This window comes from Microcoleus sp. T3_B1 (genome assembly GCF_036700445.1).
Lineage (GTDB): Bacteria > Cyanobacteriota > Cyanobacteriia > Cyanobacteriales > Microcoleaceae > Microcoleus.
The window spans coordinates 1-20,912 of sequence record NZ_JAUBOX010000030.1; the positions used below are offsets into that span (position 1 = coordinate 1).

Here is a 20,912-nt window from a genome sequence, read left to right on the forward strand (position 1 = left end):
AATTAATAATTAAATGGGGTCGCAAAATCAAAAATAAGGGTAATGATTGTATCACAGTTTAAATGTGCAACAGCTTATGTCTGAATATTGCTTGTTCATCGCACAAGCAATGGTGGAAGGGATACCTATATTAAGTAAAGATTCTGCGTTTGATGCCTATTCTATTAATCGAATTTGGTAAATTATGAAAATGATGAAACGAATTTTCAGCAGTGTTTTGGTTTTGGGTGTGTGTCTGACTCCTCTGACTCTGCCCCTGATGGTTCAACCTAGTTGGGGGCAAAGTCAAGATTTGCCGGTTGAAAAATTAGAGCAACTCATACAGCAAGCAAAGCAACAGGAAAGGCAAGGACAAAGGCAACAAGCAATACAAACGTTGCAGCATATTCTAGCCATTGTGCGAGAATTTAAATACAGAGAAATTGAAGCTATAGCACTCAATGAGATTGGTTTTAACTACTATAGCATATCCCAACCACAAGAGGCATTGAAATACTTTAACCAAGCTTTACCAATTAGACAGGAAGTGGCAGATCGCGCGGGGGAATCTGTTACTTTGAATAATATTGGTGCAGTGTACGAGAGTATTTCCCAGCCGCAAGAAGCATTGAAATACTATAATCAAGCTTTACCAATTAAGCGGGAAGTAAAAGATCGCACGTTGGAATCTACTACTTTGAATAATATCGGTTTAGTCTACGACAGCATTTCCCAACCACAAAAGGCATTGAAATACTATAACCAAGCTTTACCGATTGCGCGGGAAGTGGGCGATCGCACGCTGGAATCTACTACTTTGAATAATATCGGTGCAGTCTACAACAACATTTCCCAACCCCAAGAAGCATTGAAATACTATAACCAAGCTTTGCCAATTACGCGGGAAGTGGACAATCACTTTGTGGAAGCTCGTACTTTGAATAATATCGGTTTAGTCTACAACAACATTTCCCAACCACAAGAAGCATTAAAATACTATAACCAAGCTTTACCGATTGTACGGAAAGTGGGCGATCGCGCAAACCTTGCTGCTACTTTGAATAATATTGGTAGGATCTACGACAGCATTTCCCAACCCCAAGAGGCATTGAAATACTATAACCAAGCTTTACTGATTGCGCGGGAAGTGGGCGATCGCGCAAACCTTGCTGCTATTTTGAGTAATATCGGTTTTGTCTACCAAGATACTAATAAACCCACTGATGCTATCGAAATTTGGGAGCAATCCCTCACAATTACCTTAGAAATACGGAGTGGTTTACAGCGAGAAAATCGGCACAAGTTTCTAGAGGCTAAGGACGGAACAGCGATCGCCCTCACATCCCTCCTCATCGACCAAAACCAAGCCGATCGCGCTTTCCAATGGGTCAACATCGCCACCACAGTCGATCTCGCCGACTACACCCGCTTAATTGACGCCAAAGTAGCCAACCCCCAAACACAAAAAGCCATTGATGAATGGAATCACAAAAATCAACAACTCCAATTCCTCCGCCGCCAACTCCAAGACAAATTCTCAGAAAATCTCTCCCGACAAATGCGGGATTTAGAAACAGAAGTCTACCGCACAGCAGAAGAAATCCGCCAAGACTTCCCAGAAGTCGCCGAACTCTTTGAAACCACACCCAAAGACATCGCCCAACTGAAAGCAAGTATCGCACCAGATACCGTTGTCATTCAACCCGTCTTGCTGACAAATGTCCCCAACACCGTCGCCCTATTTGTCTTGACAAAAGACAGTTTAAGCGTTAAAAAGATTCCGATAGACCCCGCAGAGTTCGACAAACTCCTCACTCAATACCGCGAACAACTGCAAAATACTGGCGACACTAACTTCATCGTAACTGGCAGCAAACTCTACGACATCCTGATTCGTCCGATCGAAGACCAAATTAAAGCTACTTCCGCCAAACAATTGAGCATCATCGCTACGGGAAAACTGCGCTACATCCCCTTTGAAACGCTGTATGACGAACAAACTGATGAATTCCTCATCCAGAAATATCCGGTCAACTATCTCACTCGCATTTCCACAAGTTCAATTCCCTATTCGACATTACAAGGCGGAGTGTTAGCATTAGGAAATCCCATCCCCCGTGTTCCGCAAAATTTAGCTGGTACAGAAGAAGAAGTTAGAAATATCGCTCAATTATTCCCCGGAAGTTCCGCCTATATCGGCAATGCCGCCACCCTCGACCAATTCAAAACTCAAGCACCCCGCTTTCCTTTTTTACACCTAGCAACTCACGGCTGTTTCCAACAGGGAGGCTGTCAACAATTGGGCATGGAGGAAAATACACTGCTATTTGCTGACAGCCAATTCAATATTCGCGATGCGGCGTTATTAGGATTGCAAAACACCAGACTCCTCACCTTAAGCGCGTGTCAAACTGCTATGCAAGCGAATTCTAACGGTGAAGAAATATCGGGAGTTGCCTATGTATTTGAGCGTGCGGGCGCACAAGCGGTGATGGCGAGTTTGTGGAGTGTTGATGATTCAGCTACTAAAGATTTGATGGTTGAATTTTATCAAAATATCAATAGAGGGATGAGTAAAAATGAAGCTTTGCGGCAAGCTAAGTTGAGTCAAATTGCTCGCCATCCGTTTTATTGGTCGCCGTTTATTTTAATTGGCGATGCGCGGTAGAATGGGTAGTAGATTGTTGTCAACAACCAGGTCAAATCCGCAGTCCGGCGGGGATTAAAACTGATCCCCCCTAGCCCCCCTTAAGAAGGGGGGGACAAGAGCATTCAAAGTCCCCCTTCTTAAGGGATAAGAGCATTCAAAGTCCCCCTTCTTAAGGGATAAGAGCATTCAAAGTCCCCCTTCTTAAGGGGGATTTAGGGGGATCTAGACTTCGATACAAACGAGAGATACAGAATAAATACTGTTGTCCCCCGATCGCACATTCCCAGCTAAACTCTCCCCCACAAAGCCAAGCCGCCGCCCCTTCCCCTAGCCGCAATTATCCCATCTTCTACCAGAAAATATGCAAAAAATGCCTGCTTCCCCACACTCAAACTAAAAAATTCCGCCTCCCGCGCTTCTCCACCGCGAATAAATCCTTGATACACAGTTTTACCCAACAATTTCACCGTAATTCTGGTAAAATCAAAAGCTAAAATATTTTTATTAACCAAAAACTTAGTCGGCCCCGAAAGAGTTAGTTTGATCGCCCCAACTTGCACCGAATTCTCCACCCTGCCGGTTTCGCTAGGCGCTTCCCCTTCAGCCACAGGTTCGGGCAAATAAGCAATTTGAATTTTCGCAATCCACTCAGGGATATAACGTCCCGCACCCAAGACAATCCCCGCTTTTTGTCGAGTCTTTTTGGTGCCGGTGATAAAGCAGAGTTGCCACTTGCCGATTAATTGCTCGAAAGAATAGCGAATTTTGGTTTTTTTCGCGCTTTTCTCAGCTTCTAGGAGGGCGGCAACTACGGCGTTAGAAGATGGTTTAGAATTAGATTTAGCGGCTTGTTCTAGAATAGATATATTTTCCATTTAATATACAAACCAGTTTTATTGTTGGTAACAGAGATAATATTAACTGATGTAGCGGAGAAAAACATGGTTCCGATCGCCCCCACAGACACAGAAATCATCGTCATCGGCAGCGGAATAGGCGGCTTGACTTGCGCTGCAATGCTTGCCCGCTATGGCTTTGAGGTTGTGGTTTGCGAAAGCCATTCGATCGCGGGCGGGGCCGCACACGGTTTTGAACGCGACGGATTTAGCTTCGACTCCGGGCCCTCCCTGTACTCAGGATTATCCTACAGCCCGTCAGCCAATCCGCTGCGGCAAGTTTTGGATGCGATCGGCGAAAAACTCCCCTGCATCACCTACGATACCTGGGGTTGCTGTTTGCCAGAAGGCGATTTCGACACATCCGTCGGTGCGAGTCAATTTAGCGAAGTGCTCGCACGACTGCGCGGCGCGGCAGCAGTCGCCGAATGGCAGCAACTCCAGCGCATCATGGAACCCTACGCCAAAGCTGCCATAGCCTTGCCCTCCCTGGCTTTGCGCTTCGATTTGGGCGCTGTTTTTACCCTCGGCCAATTTGCGCCGGCTTTCCTGCAAAGTGCTGGCGAGGCGATCGCACTTGCAGGCCCTTTCAGCAAAATAATGGACAAAAATGTCAAAGATCCGTTTGTCCGAAATTGGCTGAATTTGTTGTGTTTCCTGCTGTCTGGACTTCCCGCCGACGGAACGATCGCAGCCGAAGTCGCTTTCATGTTCGCCGACTGGTATCGCCCCAATGCAGTTTTGGACTATCCGATCGGCGGTAGTGCAGCTTTGGTAAATGCCCTGGTACGCGGTTTAGAGCGCCACGGAGGGCAGTTGCTGCTAAATTCCCACGTTGCAGAAGTTTTGGTGGAAAACAACCGGGCTGCGGGCGTGCGGCTGCGATCGGGCAAAATTATTCGATCGCACAAAGCCGTCGTCTCCAACGCTTCCGTTTGGGATACCCTGAAACTGTTGCCTGAAACCTCTGTCCCGCAAAGGTTTCGGCAACAGAGGCAGGCCACGCCCGAGTGCGACAGCTTCATGCACCTGCATCTGGGAATTGATGCTGCCGGAGTGCGATCGGACTTGGCTTGTCACTACATCTTCGTCAAAGACTGGGAAATGGGCGTTTCGGCCCCTCAGAACGTCGTTCTCGTCTCGATTCCCTCCCTGCTCGACCCCGACCTCGCGCCTCCGGGAAAGCACGTCATTCACGCATATACCCCCGGAAACGAGCCTTACGATTTGTGGCAAAAGCTCGATCGCACCAGCGAAGAGTACAAGCTGCAAAAACAAGCGCGCGCCGAGGTAATGTGGTTCGCCTTAGAGAGAATTATCCCCAATATTCGATCGCGCGCAGAAGTCGCCTTAGTTGGGACACCCCTAACCCACGAACGATTTTTGCGGCGCCATCGCGGTTCCTACGGGCCCGGAATTCGGGCTGGTAGTGGCTTGTTTCCCGGGCCGACAACACCTTTAGCGGGGCTGTTTTGCTGCGGAGATTCGACGTTTCCGGGAATTGGTTTGCCCGCTGTTGCTGCTAGCGGTGCGATCGCCGCCAATACGATCGCACCTTTGTACAAACATTTAGAATTGATTCGGGAAGTTATTAGTTAGTTGTTATATAGCCTTTCTCAGTAACATGAGGTGCTCTCGCGGCCAAACAGGGCATTGGGCATTGGCCAAACAGGGCATTGGGCATTGGCCAAACAGGGCATTGGGCATTGGCCAAACAGGGCATGGGGCATTGGCCAAACAGGGCATGGGGCATTGGGCATAAGCTGTTCTGCATTTAAATTGTCTGTCAAAAAACAATCTAACTCTTGTGGGGAGTAGGGGTTGGGCGTCCCGCCCGCCCTGAATATGCAATTTAAAGGCGCGACAGCTTAGGATTCGCCCCATACCTCACAACGCTTGAGAACCGCTATATCGATTCCGATTGCACCGGAATGCTTGTTGACTAATGACTAGTGACTAATGACTAATGACTAATGACTAATGACTAATGACTAATGACTAATGACTAATGACTAATGACTAATGACTAATGATATCATTTCGCCGCAGCCGGAAGTGATATTATTAGACATCTCCCATAATTATTGTGGAACAGGCATCCTGCCTGTTCAAAACCTGCTTTTTAGCAGATGTTTATTAGTTATTTGTTATATCAAATCCGCCCTTCATCGTCCTGTATTCATCTCTCTGTTCTCTTCCTCTGCGTTCTCTGCGTTCTCTGCGGTTTAATCATTCCAATGCAACCGTAATAGATATTATTTCTTAACGGAATTATGGAAGCGCTTTCATAGCGAAGGACGCGAAGCAAGAGTAAACAATAATTTATATACAGCCGTTCTCAATCTTGGTGAGGTATGCCCTATGCCCTATGCCCGATGCCCGATGCCCGATGCCCTATGCCCGCTTACCAAGCGTCCACCTCATGTTACTGAGAAAGGGTATAGTTAGTAAAATGTGACCGATATCTGTCAGCATAGAAATAGATACTTCGATCGCAAAGAGGCCACCGTGCAACCCGTAGACTTTACAACTTTAATCGCAGCTTGCAGCGAACTGCGAGCCCAATGGCTGCCAGCGCGCTTAGAACAAGTCTACCAGCGCGATCGATTCACCGTGTCCCTAGCCCTCCGCACCATGAAAGGACGTGGCTGGATTGACCTTTCCTGGCATCCTGTGGCCGCCCGCATCTGCGTCGGCGACCCCCCGCCCCGCATTCCCGACACCTTCACCTTCAGCGAACAACTGCGGCACCAACTCAGCGGTTTAGCCTTAGTTTCCATCGCCCCTGTTTCATCCTGGGAAAGAGTCATCGACTTGCAATTCGCCAAACGCCCCGGAGAACCAGCCCTCTGGCACTTGTACGCCGAAATCATGGGCAAGTACAGCAACGTCATCCTCACCGCCCAAGACAACCTCGTTGTCACCTGCGCCCACCAAGTCAGCGCCAAACAGTCCACCGTCCGTCCCATCCAAACCGGTCAACCCTACGAAATGCCCCCGTCTTTGACCGATGCAGTGCCTAGTCTGAGCGAATCTCAAAACCGCTGGCAATCACGAATTAGCCTGGTTCCTGGACAATTAAAGGGCAATCTGTTGAAGAATTACCGAGGGATGAGTAAAGCCTTAGTTTTGTCAATGATTCGATCGGCTTCTTTAGACCCCGAACAATCCACCGACAGCCTCAATCCCGACGAATGGCAGCAACTATTCCAGCGCTGGCTATACTGGCTGCAATGCCTAGAAAACTCCAAATTTCACCCAAGTTTTACCCCCGAAGGCTACACCGTCATCGATTGGCCCGCACCAGAAAATCACAATGTAGGGGCGGTGCCCCCGTGCCCGCCCTCTGATTCTTCCATCTCTTCCGTTCAAGAAATACTTAACAGCTACTACACAGGCGAAATCAATCAAGAAGTATTCGCCCAACTGCGGCATCAGCTTACCCAAAAACTCAACAACGTCCTCGCAAAACTGCGCCTCAAAGCCAACACATTTAAAGAACGCTTGCAGCAATCCGCAGACGCAGACACCCACAAATCCCAAGCCGACTTGCTGATGGCAAATTTGCAGCATTGGGAACCAGGAATGAAATCGATTTCTCTCCCCGACTTTGAAACCGAAAAACCAGTTATTATTTCCCTAAACCCGGAAAAAAACGCCGTTCAAAACGCTCAAGCCCTCTACAAAAAACACCAAAAACTTAAAAGAGCTCGCATTGCAGTAGAACCTTTGTTAGCCGCCGTACAGGAAGAAATCGACTATTTAGAACAAGTTGAAGTCGCACTTTCGGTATTGGAAACCTACCGCAACACCCAAGATTTGCAAACCCTCGCCGAAATCCGCGAAGAACTGATCCAGCAAAAATATCTAGATGTACCAGATTATCGCAGTACCGACAAAAATGCTGCGATCGAATTTCACCGCTACCAAACCCCCAGCGGCTTTGAATTATTAATCGGGCGCAACAATCGCCAAAACGACCAACTCACTTTTCGCACCGCCAACGACTACGACTTGTGGTTCCACACCCTAGAGATTCCCGGAAGTCACGCTTTGCTGCGTCTCAAACCCGGTACTGTGGCTGAAGAAACCGATTTGCAATTTGCCGCCGACATGACTGCTTACTACAGTCGCGCCCGCCACAGCGAACAAGTCCCCGTGGTTTATACAGAACCGAAATATGTATACAAGCCGAAAGGCGCGAAACCGGGTATGGTTGTATACAAGCAGGAGCGAATTGTCTGGGGCAGACCGCAGCAAGCTCCGGCATAGTTTATACAAAGTGAGTAGAAGGGGCGATCGGCAATCGAAACCTCGTTTTTCGGCAAAATAACCTGTTGGGAACCGATAAACCTACGCAGAAACCGGGTTTTTGAAGCCTTGTTGGATTATACAAAGTGACCGAGAGTGCGATCGTCCCCTCAAAATTAAAATCCGTCTGTAATGTAAAGTTTTATTACACAAAATTAAATTTTGTTGTTATAATACCACTTAAGAGAGATGATATTTCTTTAAGAACCCGCTGCAAAGAAACGTGCAACTTGGGTTTCCTCACTGTGAGAAAAACACTGTGGGAACACAACGGATTTAACTATTTGTGCAGACCAGCTTTAGCTAAAGCTGGTCGTTTCTGTTTAAACATTAAACCCCACCTCGGACAATTTTAGATTGGCGATTTTAGATTTTAGATTAAAACTGCCAATCTAAAATCTAAAATCTAAAATCTAAAATCCCCAAGGGCTGCTCTTAGAAAGTAAACGTCGTTCTGACCACCCCAATCACCAAATCAGAATTATTCTTATTGTGGTCAGGAGCAGTCAGCCAAATCAGGCCAGGAGTGATAGAAATATTGTCGCTCAACTTAAACTGATAAAAACCTTCAACGTGCAGCGAAGTATCCTTATCTTCCGGCAAAGTCCGATTAGTAGAACTCGTCACCCGCGGTTCCATACCTACCACAATCCCCGCCACATTTCCTTCTTTCAACAAATCGGGAAAAGCCAAAGTAACTGCCCAGTTCCAGATTTTTTGATCCCCCCGCTGCACAGAACCCGTAGGAGTAGCCAAGTTCGATAAAATGCGCTGATTAGTGTAACCCGCCCAACCGCCAATTGCAAATCCCCGGTTCAACCGCCACGAAGCTTGCGCGCCGTAGGAATTGCTAGAAACTGGCAGATTGCTATCGCTGTCGAGCCCGAAGGAACCGAGACGCGCCGGGAAATTAGAAGCATTGCTGCCGGTACCAGTAACAAAGTTGTAGGAATTAACGTAAGTTAAACCTAAAGCCATGTTCTCGTTCGGTTTAAAAGTCAACTGAGCCAAACCGCCGTAAGAACCGTTGAACAAACCATTTCCCCGCGTCGGGTTCGCGGCGTTGCCGGCTAAATATCCCAAACTCAGCTCCAGTTTTTCCCCAAACTGATGTCGCAGAGCGATGCCAGAACCACCAGTCAAATAGTAAATTGGGTTGCGAGTACCGAAGTTAGAAAGAGCACCATAGCTGCCGTCTCCGTCAAAGTAAGGGTTGACAGTGTTGGTAAAATCGTCAGCAGCGCCGGCATTAGCTTCGAGAATTACAGTCGTGCTTTTGCCGAGAGGGAATTGGTAAAGCAGCGCATCTAAACCTACAGTATTGCTAGCCTCGCCAAAAGGCCCAGCATTAAACCGCAATTCCCCTTCAGCGGTTTTGGTATTATTAGTAGAAAAAGAACCCAAATTTAAAACTTGCAATCGAGTTCTCAGCAAATCTTCGCCAGAGAAACTCGTGTCGAAATTGATCCGAACCCTGCTGCCAAAAGCGGTGGTTTTATCAGCTTCGCGGCCCTCAGCATCCTCTCCCCTAGCGATACCCGCCAAACCAAATATCACTTCGCCGTTGAGTTTAGTCGTAGTTGAAAACTGATTTGCTTCTAATTCAGAGGCGCGCGCTTCCAAAGCATCGACGCGGCCGCGCAAGGTTGCCAATTCCGCCGCAAATTCTTCTTGCAGCCTTTGCACAGAAGCCAAATCTTCTCGCGTCGCCAGATTTCTCGAACCGCCTTGAATCAGCTCGCTAACTTTATCCAAACACGCATTTAAACCTGCGGCAAACTCGTAGCGAGTCATCGCCCGGTTGCCGCGAAAAGTGCCGTCAGGATAGCCAGCTATGCAGCCGTAGCGCTCTACTAGAGACTGCAAAGCTTGGAACGCCCAATCTGTGGGCCGAACGTCGGAAAGTTGCGACACAGATGTTACTTGGCCGGCCGCATTTTCGCTGCTACTGCCTTCTGTGCTGTATTCGTTGATTTGTTCTAAAACATTTGACTGTGCTGGAGGTTGGGCACTTGGATGAGTCGATTGGGCAATCGGCTCTTCCGCCTTTAAATTAGCCAGTGGGGCGGCGGGTTGGGTTTCGCTTAAGTTTGCGGGCGCGACTGCGGGGATTTGCTCCGCGACGGGTTGTTCGGGACTTAAGTTTGCGGGCGCGACTGCGGGTTGGGTTTCGCTTAAATCTGCTGCAACTGCGTTTTCCGGTGCTTTTGCCTGTTCGGCAACTGGCGCACTCAAATCGTTAGTGAAGCCCTCGTAGAGGTTCGCACTTTCTTTCTCAATAGTTTCAATAGTTGATTGGCGAGCTACTGACAGGGGTTCGGCCGTCTCAGGCTTTGCCACCTCGGTTGCAGCACCTGCTAATTGCAGATTAGCTGGAGCTGCAGCGCCAATTTCTAGAGGTTGCTCTGCTGCTAGGGCTGTCGAAGATACGACTAAACTTGCTGCCAATACAGCGGGACTAACTAAAAGTCCCTTCCACAAAAATTTGGACATTTTTTCCTCACACCACATTGAGCCGATCGCCCGTTCCGAAGATTTAGCCGATCGCAAATCACCTTTAGTATTGAGCCTAATAGTATTTATTGTCAACAATCTGGGAAATCACTGCCGGAGAGTGCAGTTTTGCTGTGGCTGATTTCACAAAAAGCCCGTTTATTCCGAAAATCCTTGGTTTGACTCACATCTTGCACCATTCTCGCTTAACAGGCATCTTGCCTGTTCCACAAGAAAATTCACTCTTTGTGGAACAGGCAAGATGCCTGTTCCTAAACAAGTAATTGAGAATGGTGCAACATCTCAGTTTGAAGATACCTACCTAGAAACCTGGTTGATGCCCCGATATGGCGTAAGTGAGCCCTCAGTAAGATTAATATTGACAGAACTGGCGCTAACACATCGTTCGATCGGCTACAAATACAAGTGAAAAAACTCAAATACGCCCTAGTTCACGAATGGTTGACGCCCTTAGCTACTGGCGGTTCAGAACTCGTAGTACAGGAAATCCTCAAACACGTAGACGAGGCAGATGTCTATGCCCTCATCGACTTTGAATCAACCAATCCCGAAAGCTATCTTTTCGGACGACAGATTGGCACAACTTTTTTGCAGCACTTTCCCAAGGCCCGCAGCGGCGTGCAAAAATATTTGCCATTTCTGCCGATCGCGATCGAACAACTAGATCTGCGAGAATACGACATCATCCTCTCCTCATCCCATGCCGTCGCCAAAGGCATCCTCAGCAGTCCCCAGCAAATGCACGTCTGCTACTGCCACACGCCCATGCGCTACGCTTGGGACTTAACTTTTGACTATTTGCGTAGCAGCAAAGCCGGACGGGGCATCCAGGGTCTGCTGACGCGATATTTGTTGCATCGACTGCGGCAGTGGGACGTAATTTCCGCCAATCGCGTTGATTATTTCATCGCTAACTCTCAACACACTGCGCGCCGAATTTGGCGGTGCTACCGGCGGCGGGCCCAGGTGATTTATCCGCCGGTAAATATCGAGCGATTTTCCTTGATGCGGCAAAAACAAGACTTTTACGTCACAGTTTGTCGGTTGGTAAGTTACAAAAACGTAAGTGCGATCGTCCAAGCATTCAATCAACTAGGGCATACTCTCATTGTCATCGGCACCGGGCCAGAATTAGAAATGATTCGGCAAATCGCCAAACCCAACGTGCAAGTGCTCGGCTGGCAGCCCGCCTCCATCGTTGAAAAATACATGGCAGAGGCGAAAGCCTTTGTCTATGCAGCTTGCGAAGATTTTGGCATAGCTTTGGTAGAGGCTCAAGCTTGCGGAACACCGGTAATTTCCTATGCAGCAGGGGGCGCTTTGGAGACAGTGCTCGACATTCGCCAACACCCAGAGACTGGGACTGGTTTATTTTTTTCCTCCCAAACCGCAGCCGCATTAGTCGAAGCTGTCGAGGAATTTGAGCAGTTGCAAGGCAAATTTGAGCCAGAAATCAGCAGGTTGCGCGCTGAACAGTTTGCCCCCGATGTCTTTGGGCAGCGCTATCTAGCTTTTGTGGAACGCTGCTATCAGGAATTTCAATCCCGTGATTTTACCGAGTCTGGGGCTTGAGGGTGCCAGAACCCGATAGCGGGACAATCTTCCTTCTGCCTTTGTATAAGTGCCTTCAGAAGACCTCTGCATCGGTGCCTTGTGCCTTCTTCCTGGTGCGTTGAGAAGCCCTCTTCCTTCTTCCTTCTGCCTTTTGAAGCCTTCTGAAGGCAGAAAATTGAGTATTGGCAACATAATTGAGAGAACAAAGCGTCTTGAGGCTTTATGATCAGGACTGTGTGTGGTGTGAAGTGAAGGAGTAAGATGACTGCCGACAGCCAACTAATCTCCGGCAAGGTAATTCGAGCGATCGCAAGACGCGGTTTTGGGTCTGTCCTGCAAGGAGATAGACGCATAAGTCGTTCTCTACAGAGCCTCGACGGAGAACTTTTCAAGCGGTTATTTGACATCCTGTTTTCCTTATCGGTTCTGATCCTGTTTGCTCCGGTTTACCTGCTTTTGGCTTTCTTAATCGCCTTAAGCTCGCCCGGCCCTATTTTTTACGTACAGGAACGAGTAGGCAAAAACCGTAAAAGGTTTTATTGCCTGAAATTCAGAACGATGGTGGAAAATGCGGACGATATATTGCTGGAAATCATGGAAAATTCTCCGCATTTGCGTCAAGAGTTTGAGGACAATTTCAAGCTGAAACAAGACCCTCGAATTACCTGGATTGGAAGATTTTTACGAATGACCAGTTTAGACGAGTTTCCCCAGTTTTGGAATGTTTTAAAAGGAGATATGAGCGTCGTCGGGCCGAGACCTTTAGTTGAAGAAGAACTGCCGAGATACGGCAATCACATCAACAAAATTCTCACCATAAGACCTGGAATTACAGGCTTGTGGCAAGTGTCCGGTCGCAACGACATTCCCTATCCCCGCCGAGTCCAAATCGACCTCTATTACGCAAATGACAAAAACCTTTGGATGGATATGTGGATTGTTTTCAAAACAATTGGAGTTGTGATTTTTCCCAAAAATAACGGCGCATACTAATTTTTGTCCGCAGTCAGCAATCGGTAGTTAGTTTTATTTGTTACTGACCACTGATGCTGACTACTGACAATCAGCGACAAACTCTTTGTCAAAACTAAACAGTTCCTGGATGCCGATCGAATAATTGTGTGCTTAACTAAAGGGGCAAATACTTAAATAAACCTACCTCTTCTTCATCTAGAAAGATCAGTTCTTCTAGAGAGACTACTTTAGGTTTAGGTGTTAAACTTAACTCTATAACCTTTGGCTTAAGGGGGATAGCCTACTTATCTTGGGATAGCCCACTACCCAACAGCGTAGGAAGTAAACTTCAACTGGCTTTAGGTAACTAAAGTTAAGTTTGAGTAAGTTTTATAAAGCAGTTTGAGAATACGGCCGGCAGGGAGCAACAGCCTCTGCCAAAAAATTTATTGTGAATTAACACAGCCTGTCAAAGGAAAATCAGATGACGCAACGCAAGCGAGCGCTAATAACAGGTATTACAGGTCAAGACGGCTCCTACTTGAGCGAATTACTGTTAGAGAAAGGATATGAAGTTCACGGCATTATCCGGCGCAGTTCTAGTTTCAATACCGATCGAATTGACCACATCTATGTCGATCCTCACAGCGAGGGTGCGCGCCTGTTTCTACACTACGGCGACTTGACGGACGGCACCACTCTGCGCCGGATATTGGAAGAAGTTCAGCCGGTAGAAATTTATAACTTAGGGGCTCAATCTCACGTTCGAGTCAGTTTTGACTCGCCGGAATATACGGTGGACACAGTAGGGATGGGAGTATTGCGGCTGCTAGAAGCAATTCGGGACTATCAGCACCGCACCGGCATAGAAGTGCGGTTCTATCAAGCAGGTTCTTCGGAAATGTTTGGTTTGGTACAGGAAGTTCCGCAGAAGGAAACAACTCCTTTTTATCCCAGAAGTCCTTACGCCTGCGCCAAAGTTTACGGTCACTGGCAAACAATAAATTATCGCGAATCTTACGGACTTTTTGCCTGCAACGGCATCTTGTTCAATCACGAATCTCCCCGCCGTGGCGAAACTTTTGTAACTCGCAAAATTACTCGCGCCGTGGCCAGAATAGTCGCCGGCAAGCAGAAAAAGATTTACTTGGGCAATCTCGATTCCAAGCGGGACTGGGGCTATGCTAAAGACTACGTGCGGGCGATGTGGCTGATGCTGCAACAAGACAAGCCTGACGATTATGTCATTGCTACCAACGAGACCCATTCCATTAAGGAATTTCTCGATTTGGCTTTTACTTACGTCAATTTAGATTGGCAAAAATATGTGGAGTTTGACGAACGCTACTTGCGTCCTGCAGAAGTCGAACTGTTGATAGGCGATTCGACTAAGGCGCGCCAGCAATTAGATTGGGAACCTTCTGTAACTTTTCAGGAGTTAGTACATTTAATGGTAGATGCTGACATGAAAGCTTTAGACGAGCAAGGTCGGGGTTCGGGCAACGGATTTGATTAAGTCGCTAAATCAAGCCGTCAGTGCGAACAATTTGTAGGGGTAGGGCCCCGTGTCTACCCCTTTGGCGAAAGGCGCGCCCCGGAGGATTGCCCCTGCAAACACTTCACAACTGATGAGAGGGTTGTTACAGCTATAGCCTTTCTCAGTAACATGAGGTGCTCTGGCGGGCATAGGGCATAGGGCATAGGGTATAGGGCATAGGGCATAGGGCATAGGGCATAGGGCATAGGGCATAGGGCATAGGGCATAGGGCATAGGGCATAGGACTAGCCCCCATACCTCACCACGCTTGAGAACCGCTATATTAGCGCGATCGGCATTCAAAGAACCCGCTTAATTGCTCCCAAAATTTTCGGAGGTGCGGGCTAATAAAAACATTAAAATGATAGTTGAGGACTCGCTACTAATAAATCTAACTTTCGGGTGTGCACGGACCAGTCCCTATCTGCCGCAGCTAAAACAGATTTGTGGGCAACCTCGTCCTGTAGCTGAAAGCTTTTTTTGCTAAAGCAACAATTTTAGAATTGAAATTGTCGATCGACCTTTATTCAAAATCCCGAGGCTAAAATTATGACCAGCTTGGATTTAAGCAACAAACGCATTCTAGTCACGGGCGGCGCCGGTTTCTTGGGCCGTCAGGTAATCGACCAGCTAGTGAAAGCAGGGGCCGATGCTGATAAAATTTCAGTAACTCGATCGCGCGACTGCGACCTCCGCGTTATGGAAAACTGCAAGCGCGCCGCCGACCAACAAGATATCATCATTCACCTCGCCGCCCACGTCGGCGGCATCGGTTTAAACCTAGTCAAACCCGCTGAATTATTTTACGACAATTTGATGATGGGCGCGCAACTAATCCACGCCGCCTACGAAGCAGGAGTCGAAAAATTTGTCTGCGTCGGCACCATTTGCGCTTATCCCAACTTGACCCCAGTTCCTTTCAAAGAAGATGACCTCTGGAACGGCTATCCAGAGGTAACTAACGCCCCTTACGGAATTGCCAAAAAAGCTTTATTAGTGCAACTGCAATCCTACCGCCAGCAGTACGGATTCAACGGTATCTACTTGCTACCAGTAAATTTGTACGGCCCGGAAGATAACTTTGACCCGAAAAGTTCCCACGTCATCCCCGCATTAATTCGCAAAGTCCACGAAGCCCAAGAAAGGGGAGACAAAACACTGCCAGTTTGGGGCGACGGCAGCCCTAGCCGCGAGTTTTTGTATTCCACAGATGCCGCGCGGGGAATTGTGATGGCAACGCAAGATTACAGTGAATCTGACCCCGTTAATTTGGGAACGAATAGCGAAGTTAAAATTCGCGATTTAGTGGAAACGATTTGCGAATTGATGGGATTTGAAGGAGAAATTGTTTGGGAAACAGACAAACCGAACGGTCAGCCGCGCCGCTGTTTGGATACCCAAAGGGCTAAGGAAAAGTTTGGTTTTGTTGCGGAGGTGAAGTTTAAGGAAGGGTTAAAAAATACGATTGAGTGGTATCGAAAACACGCAGCGTAAGTGTGAAAAACCCGGTTTCTTGAATAAACCGGGTTTTTTTAGGAATAATACTAAATGCGGGTGAGAAACCTCATTTATAATATTCGGCGGTGGCCAGCTATCCTACACAAACCAGTCCGCCTTTTGGCACTAAGAAATTATACAAATTTGGGTGATAATTCACTGACAATAGTCGGCAGCAGTGCCGTGTCCCTACTGCTGTGTCCTGTATTTCATCCGAGTGAAAACTGCTATAATACAAATACCTCGACTGAAATCATCGAAAACAGAAATTTGGGAAAGCCAATGATTGCCGATCGCACCCACAATTATATCTCGCCGGAAGAGTATCTGAAGTTAGAAGAACTCAGTCCGCTCAAACACGAGTATATTCAGGGCGAAACCTATGCAATGGCAGGTGCAAGTGATGCTCATGTGACAGTTGCCGGCAACTTATTTGCACTTTTGAGAAATCACGTGCGGGGTAGTGGCTGTCGCGTTTATATGTCCGACATGAAAGCCAGGATTGAATCGAAGAATATTTACTACTATCCTGACGTGATGGTAACGTGCGACGAACGGGACAAATCATCTCAATCTTTTAAAAGATATCCTTGTTTAATTGTCGAGGTGTTGTCTAACGGTACGGAAGGATTCGATCGGGGCGATAAATTTGCTGACTATCAAGAATTAGAAACGCTGCAAGAGTATGTGTTAATTAGCCAAAAACGTGAGCGGGTAGAGTGTTTTCGCCGTAATGCTGAAGGGTTGTGGGTTTTGTATTCCTATACTCAAGGCAGCGAAATTCACTTGGCTAGCGTAAATTTTCGCACAGGTATTGATGCTATCTATGAGGATGTAATCTTTACTAAGGAAGATTCAGAAGCAGATAGTGATGAACTGCGCTCTAGGGGATAAATGGAAAGTGCGATCGCGCCTCAGTTAAGGAAGGGCGATCGCACTTGGGGATGTGATTTAAACAATGGCCATCGCCTAGTTAAAACTACCCGTTCAATACCTCGTTTTATTGGGTTTGGGTTGTTTGCCACGAGAACCGCTGGTTTTTTTTACAAACATTCTCCCTGGGTATCCCAAGGAATGTTGGCGAAAAAAACCCTGAGTTTCTCCAGATTTATGATAATCTGTTCAATTCGTTCTTTTGACTGGGTATCAGTTGAAGTAATTTCGTGCAGATGCTTGAGATACTGTTTGCATTTTGCTTCAACTGCGTCGGCACCTTGATCAAAGGCTGTGGCTGTCTCTTGCCAATACTGGTCGATTCCTGCTAGGAATTTATTAACAACACCCTGTTTTGTTAAGTGTTTGTGAATTTCTTTTGCTAACCGCTTCTGCCAAGCTTCCCCAAATAAATTCCACACCAAAGAAGCAAATCCAGCAGCTAAACCGATCCCTAGAACTATTGGGCCACCAATCGCACTTACGAAAGAAATTACTGCTGCCGTGCCACCGGTAGTAGCACCAAAAAGTGCTGACAAAAGACTGACTAATTTCCCTACTAAGATATAGCCGCCAAGGTTGCCAAGACTGGCTGCCCAAGCGGCTAAAGCACCATAAGCACCTAAACCTGCTATCCCACCAAGAAAAGCTCCTTTTGTATCGAAGGGAATAGATACTACTATTCCATCTTTGTTGGGAAGTTTAGGCACTGGGTATTTTTCCAGAAAAGCGTCAATCTCAGCCTTGAGTTTTTCAGAATTGACACTAATTCGATTTTCTACATGAGTTTGCAGCAGATCGACTAAATAACCGGGAGCGTATTCTTGAGCCTCTTTCTTTTTGTCGTATCTCTGGCTAATCATTTTTTCTATGGAATCTACATCAATCTGTTTTTCCGCATAGGTCTGAAATGATTTGCGAGTATCTTTTTCTAAATCATTAATGCATTTGCTCACTTCACTGCGTTTTTGCCACATTTGTCGCTGACGTTCAGGTTCATTCTTCTCCGCTTTCTCAAGCTCTTTTCGATACTCGTCTATTTTGGCAATTGTTGTTTGATATTGCTCAATCGAGTTAGCGTATTCTTGTTTATTGTCATATTTGACCGCATTAATTTCGCGATCGACACGACAGATGACTGTTTTAGGAAGAGTCTCGCGAAGTAGTTGGGTTAAATCATCAAAGAGACGCTGACAGCGATCCGGCCTTTCTGACCAGAAAGTGAAGAAACGCTTTTGCACATCTTCCTTGGTAATATCCTGCTTTGTTAGCTTCCGACGAAACTCTATAGCAGTTTCATCAAGTTCTTTATACAGCCTTGCTGAAGCTTTATTGAGGATTTTGGGCAGCTCATCGTCAGGGATACTGGGATCTGCCTGTGTCGCTACAATAAAGAAATTGCCTAGCCTCGGAAAGTCCTTGCATTCATTCTCTGGGGCCGGCAGCAAACGCAGTAAATTCCGAAGTCGCTCCATATCTTGACCATTGATGTGACCCTTGGCAGGAGAAGCATAAAGCAAGACATTAGCAATCTGGGTGGCACTCTTCGCTTTCTCAACATCCTTTGATACTTCATCTTGTTTATCAGAGTAACCGGGAAGGTCAATCAGGTTACACGCTCTTAACAAAGGAGCATCTACATAAACTATAGCTGTATGTCCGCCGTCATTGCTGTCGTCAGAGTCATCATATTGGTGTACGCCATATCTTTCTAGCAGGTCAAAGGAGCCGAATTGCAAAAAATGCTTCTGACAACGTTCCCGATCCTCTAAATATAGGAAGTTAAAATTTAGCTTGCCGTTTTCATCTTGCCAAAATTTCTCATCAATAATTCCCACGTTTCCATCAAACCATTCGGGGCGAGTTTCCACATGACAAACAATGGTAATGACTCTTGTTGCAGGCTGATAGCCTGTTGGCAATATTTTTTTGCCTAAAAGAGTATTAGCAAGATAGGATTTGCCAGAGTCAAATGCTCCTGTCAAGACAACATTTGGTTTTTGGTAATACTGGTTAATTTGTCCTTGCAGATCGTTAGGTCTAGGTAGATCGGTTGGCAATTCCAGCCCAGAAAAAAAAGAATTTTTATCGATATACTGATTAAGTAAATTTAGCCGGCGATAAAGTTCAGCGTAGGGACTGCGTGGTTCAATTCCTGGGAGTGGATGTATTTCCTCTGACATGGCAGTTGCAATGTCAACACCTAATATTTGAAGCCATTTCACTGCCATTCCCATCGGAACTTTTGCAGGGAACTGCTCATAATGTCTAACCTGATCGGCGGAGATTCCGAGCCTACTGGCAACTGCTTCTTGACTTATACCTTTCGGTTCGCGATAGCGTCGAAAATTAATGTTCATAGCATTCTCCTACTCGCTAGTTTAACCCACAGGAAGTTATTTGTTTTTTATAATTATCTTCTAATTATGAATTTATCGGAGTAATAAAATGTCAAATTTTATCAGCAATTGAGACGAGGTATCTGTCAGAAAATGTCAGAATTGGTCAGATATGTCAGAAAATGTCAGAAAATATATGCTAAAATAACCAAAACCGTCACAACTACCCGACCGATGGACGTTAAAGAAGTCTTGAGATTTGCCGATGACCTGGTTTTCGCTAAGACGGGAGAACATTTGGAGGATTTGCAAGAAGCTATCCTGGGGGGTGTATGGGAAGGTAAAAAATACTCTCAAATCGCAGAAGTATCCCATTGTAGCGAAGGTCACGTCAGGAATGTAGCTTCAAAATTATGGAAGCGTTTATCAAATGTATTGGGTGAAGAAATTACTCCATCGAATTTACACTCGACACTTGAGAGACGACAATTATTCATCATTTCATCAAATTCGGGAAACGATTTTTTTATTGGTAATGTCAATGTCTGTAAGGATAGTCAATCTCCAGAAATTCTAAAAACCCGATCGCCCTCAACCCCCACCTCAGACGCCTCCCAACCCCAAACCAGACTAGACTTAGCCGACGCACCTCATATTTCATTATTGTGCGATTCGCCTGATGGCGATAGCTTCGCTTCACGCACATCCGAACTCGCCACCCTAGAAACATCGATCGTCCAAGAAAATTGCAACATCGCAGCAATATCAGGACTCAGCGGCATCGGCAAAACCACACTTTCCCTCCACCTCATCCAAAAAATTCAGCATAACTTTCAATACGTCATCTGGCGAAGTCTCCGCCACTCCCCACCGTTAGAAAGTACCCTAAAAAATCTTCTAGAATTTCTCTTAAATAAACCCGAAATCGAACTCCCTACCAGTATCCCCGATCGACTTTCCCTGTTAATGGAATATCTGCGAAAAAACCGCTTTCTCATCATCTTCGACGACGTACAAACCATTCTCAGCAGCGGACAATTAGCAGGAAATTACCGCCCAGAATGCGAAAATTATAGCATCTTCTTCAGACAAATCGGAGAAACAACCCACAACAGTTGTTTAATCCTCAATAGTTGGGAACCACCCAGAGAAATTACCGCCTTAAAAGGAGAAAAATCACCAGTTCGCGCCTTGCAACTCAAAGGCATAGGTGCAGCAGCAGCCGAAATTTGCCGACAAAAAAGTTTACTCAATCCCGAAACATGGGAAAACCTAATTAACACCTACCGAGGCAATCCATTGTGGTTGAAAATAGTCGCCACCACTATTCAAGAAATATTCCGAGGTAGGGTTGCAGAATTTTTGAAATATGATATGCTCTTCTTAGGGGAAGAATTGGCAGCAACATTGCACCCGCAGATAAATCGTTTGTCAGAATTAGAAAAAAAACTAATCTGCCGCCTCAGCCGCGAAGCAAATTCAGTTTCAATAGAGCAATTGCTACAAGATGCCGATTTATCGCCCTCCGAGTTATTCAACGGGCTGCAATCTTTGGGGAGGCGATCGTTAGTTGAAATAGAAGAACGGGAGAATGAAACGCTATTCAGCGTTTGTCCTGTGGTGAGACAATATGTAATATCCAATCCAGTTTGTTGATACTTTCCGACAGTGCGACAGTCCGACAGTCCGGCAGGGGTTGAAACCCCTGCCTCAAAGCTAAAGTCGGTTAAAACCGACTACAGAATGTG

The 20,912-nt window shown here is 46.5% G+C and carries 13 protein-coding genes; 10 read left to right on the forward strand and 3 right to left on the reverse strand.

From position 1 onward, the window contains the following. The first annotated feature begins 190 nt into the window (after window positions 1–190). Complete coding sequence (locus tag QT990_RS17570) at window positions 191–2,647, forward strand: CHAT domain-containing tetratricopeptide repeat protein (protein WP_333301125.1); 2,457 nt, start codon at window positions 191–193, stop codon at window positions 2,645–2,647. A gap of 269 nt (window positions 2,648–2,916) precedes the next feature. On the opposite strand, the gene QT990_RS17575 is transcribed toward QT990_RS17570, so the two are convergent. Next, complete coding sequence (locus QT990_RS17575) at window positions 2,917–3,504, reverse strand: hypothetical protein (protein WP_333147120.1); 588 nt, start codon at window positions 3,502–3,504, stop codon at window positions 2,917–2,919. 66 nt (window positions 3,505–3,570) lie between these two features. Between QT990_RS17575 and QT990_RS17580 the strand changes: the two genes are divergently transcribed. Next, a complete protein-coding gene (locus QT990_RS17580; protein ID WP_333147126.1) occupies window positions 3,571–5,124 on the forward strand; it encodes an NAD(P)/FAD-dependent oxidoreductase in 1,554 nt (517 codons plus the stop codon). A gap of 909 nt (window positions 5,125–6,033) precedes the next feature. Further along, window positions 6,034–7,797: an NFACT RNA binding domain-containing protein gene (locus QT990_RS17585; protein WP_333147124.1), complete on the forward strand. Its 1,764-nt coding sequence runs from the start codon at window positions 6,034–6,036 to the stop codon at window positions 7,795–7,797. Between the two features lie 474 nt (window positions 7,798–8,271). Here QT990_RS17585 and QT990_RS17590 read toward each other — a convergent pair whose 3' ends face one another. Further along, the gene (locus QT990_RS17590; protein WP_445305441.1) at window positions 8,272–10,329 is read right to left on the reverse strand and encodes an iron uptake porin; all 2,058 of its coding nucleotides are present in this window, start codon (window positions 10,327–10,329) and stop codon (window positions 8,272–8,274) included. A 262-nt stretch (window positions 10,330–10,591) separates the two neighbouring features. On the opposite strand from QT990_RS17590, the gene QT990_RS17595 reads away from it, so the two are divergent. The 6 genes from QT990_RS17595 (at window position 10,592) to QT990_RS17620 (ending at window position 16,786) form a co-directional block, all read left to right on the forward strand. Further along, window positions 10,592–10,759: a hypothetical protein gene (locus QT990_RS17595; RefSeq protein WP_333465558.1), complete on the forward strand. Its 168-nt coding sequence runs from the start codon at window positions 10,592–10,594 to the stop codon at window positions 10,757–10,759. Then, complete coding sequence (locus tag QT990_RS17600) at window positions 10,756–11,922, forward strand: glycosyltransferase (protein WP_333409324.1); 1,167 nt, start codon at window positions 10,756–10,758, stop codon at window positions 11,920–11,922. The genes QT990_RS17595 and QT990_RS17600 overlap by 4 nt, the downstream gene beginning before the upstream one ends. Window positions 11,923–12,165: 243 nt before the next feature. Further along, complete coding sequence (locus QT990_RS17605; protein ID WP_333054666.1) at window positions 12,166–12,897, forward strand: sugar transferase; 732 nt, start codon at window positions 12,166–12,168, stop codon at window positions 12,895–12,897. 445 nt (window positions 12,898–13,342) lie between these two features. Then, window positions 13,343–14,374, forward strand: a complete 1,032-nt coding sequence (gene gmd / locus QT990_RS17610) for a GDP-mannose 4,6-dehydratase (protein WP_333147114.1) — start codon at window positions 13,343–13,345, stop codon at window positions 14,372–14,374. A gap of 570 nt (window positions 14,375–14,944) precedes the next feature. Beyond that, a complete protein-coding gene (locus tag QT990_RS17615; protein ID WP_333465559.1) occupies window positions 14,945–15,889 on the forward strand; it encodes a GDP-L-fucose synthase in 945 nt (314 codons plus the stop codon). Window positions 15,890–16,036: 147 nt separating this feature from the next. Beyond that, the gene (locus QT990_RS17620) at window positions 16,037–16,786 is read left to right on the forward strand and encodes a Uma2 family endonuclease (protein ID WP_333465560.1); all 750 of its coding nucleotides are present in this window, start codon (window positions 16,037–16,039) and stop codon (window positions 16,784–16,786) included. A 149-nt stretch (window positions 16,787–16,935) separates the two neighbouring features. Here the strand turns inward: QT990_RS17620 and QT990_RS17625 are convergent, their stop codons facing one another. Beyond that, the gene (locus tag QT990_RS17625; RefSeq protein ID WP_333465561.1) at window positions 16,936–19,185 is read right to left on the reverse strand and encodes a dynamin family protein; all 2,250 of its coding nucleotides are present in this window, start codon (window positions 19,183–19,185) and stop codon (window positions 16,936–16,938) included. Between the two features lie 132 nt (window positions 19,186–19,317). On the opposite strand from QT990_RS17625, the gene QT990_RS17630 reads away from it, so the two are divergent. Then, on the forward strand, window positions 19,318–20,820 hold the full coding sequence (locus QT990_RS17630) for an NB-ARC domain-containing protein (protein WP_333465562.1): 1,503 nt from the start codon (window positions 19,318–19,320) through the stop codon (window positions 20,818–20,820). Window positions 20,821–20,912 lie beyond the last annotated feature (92 nt).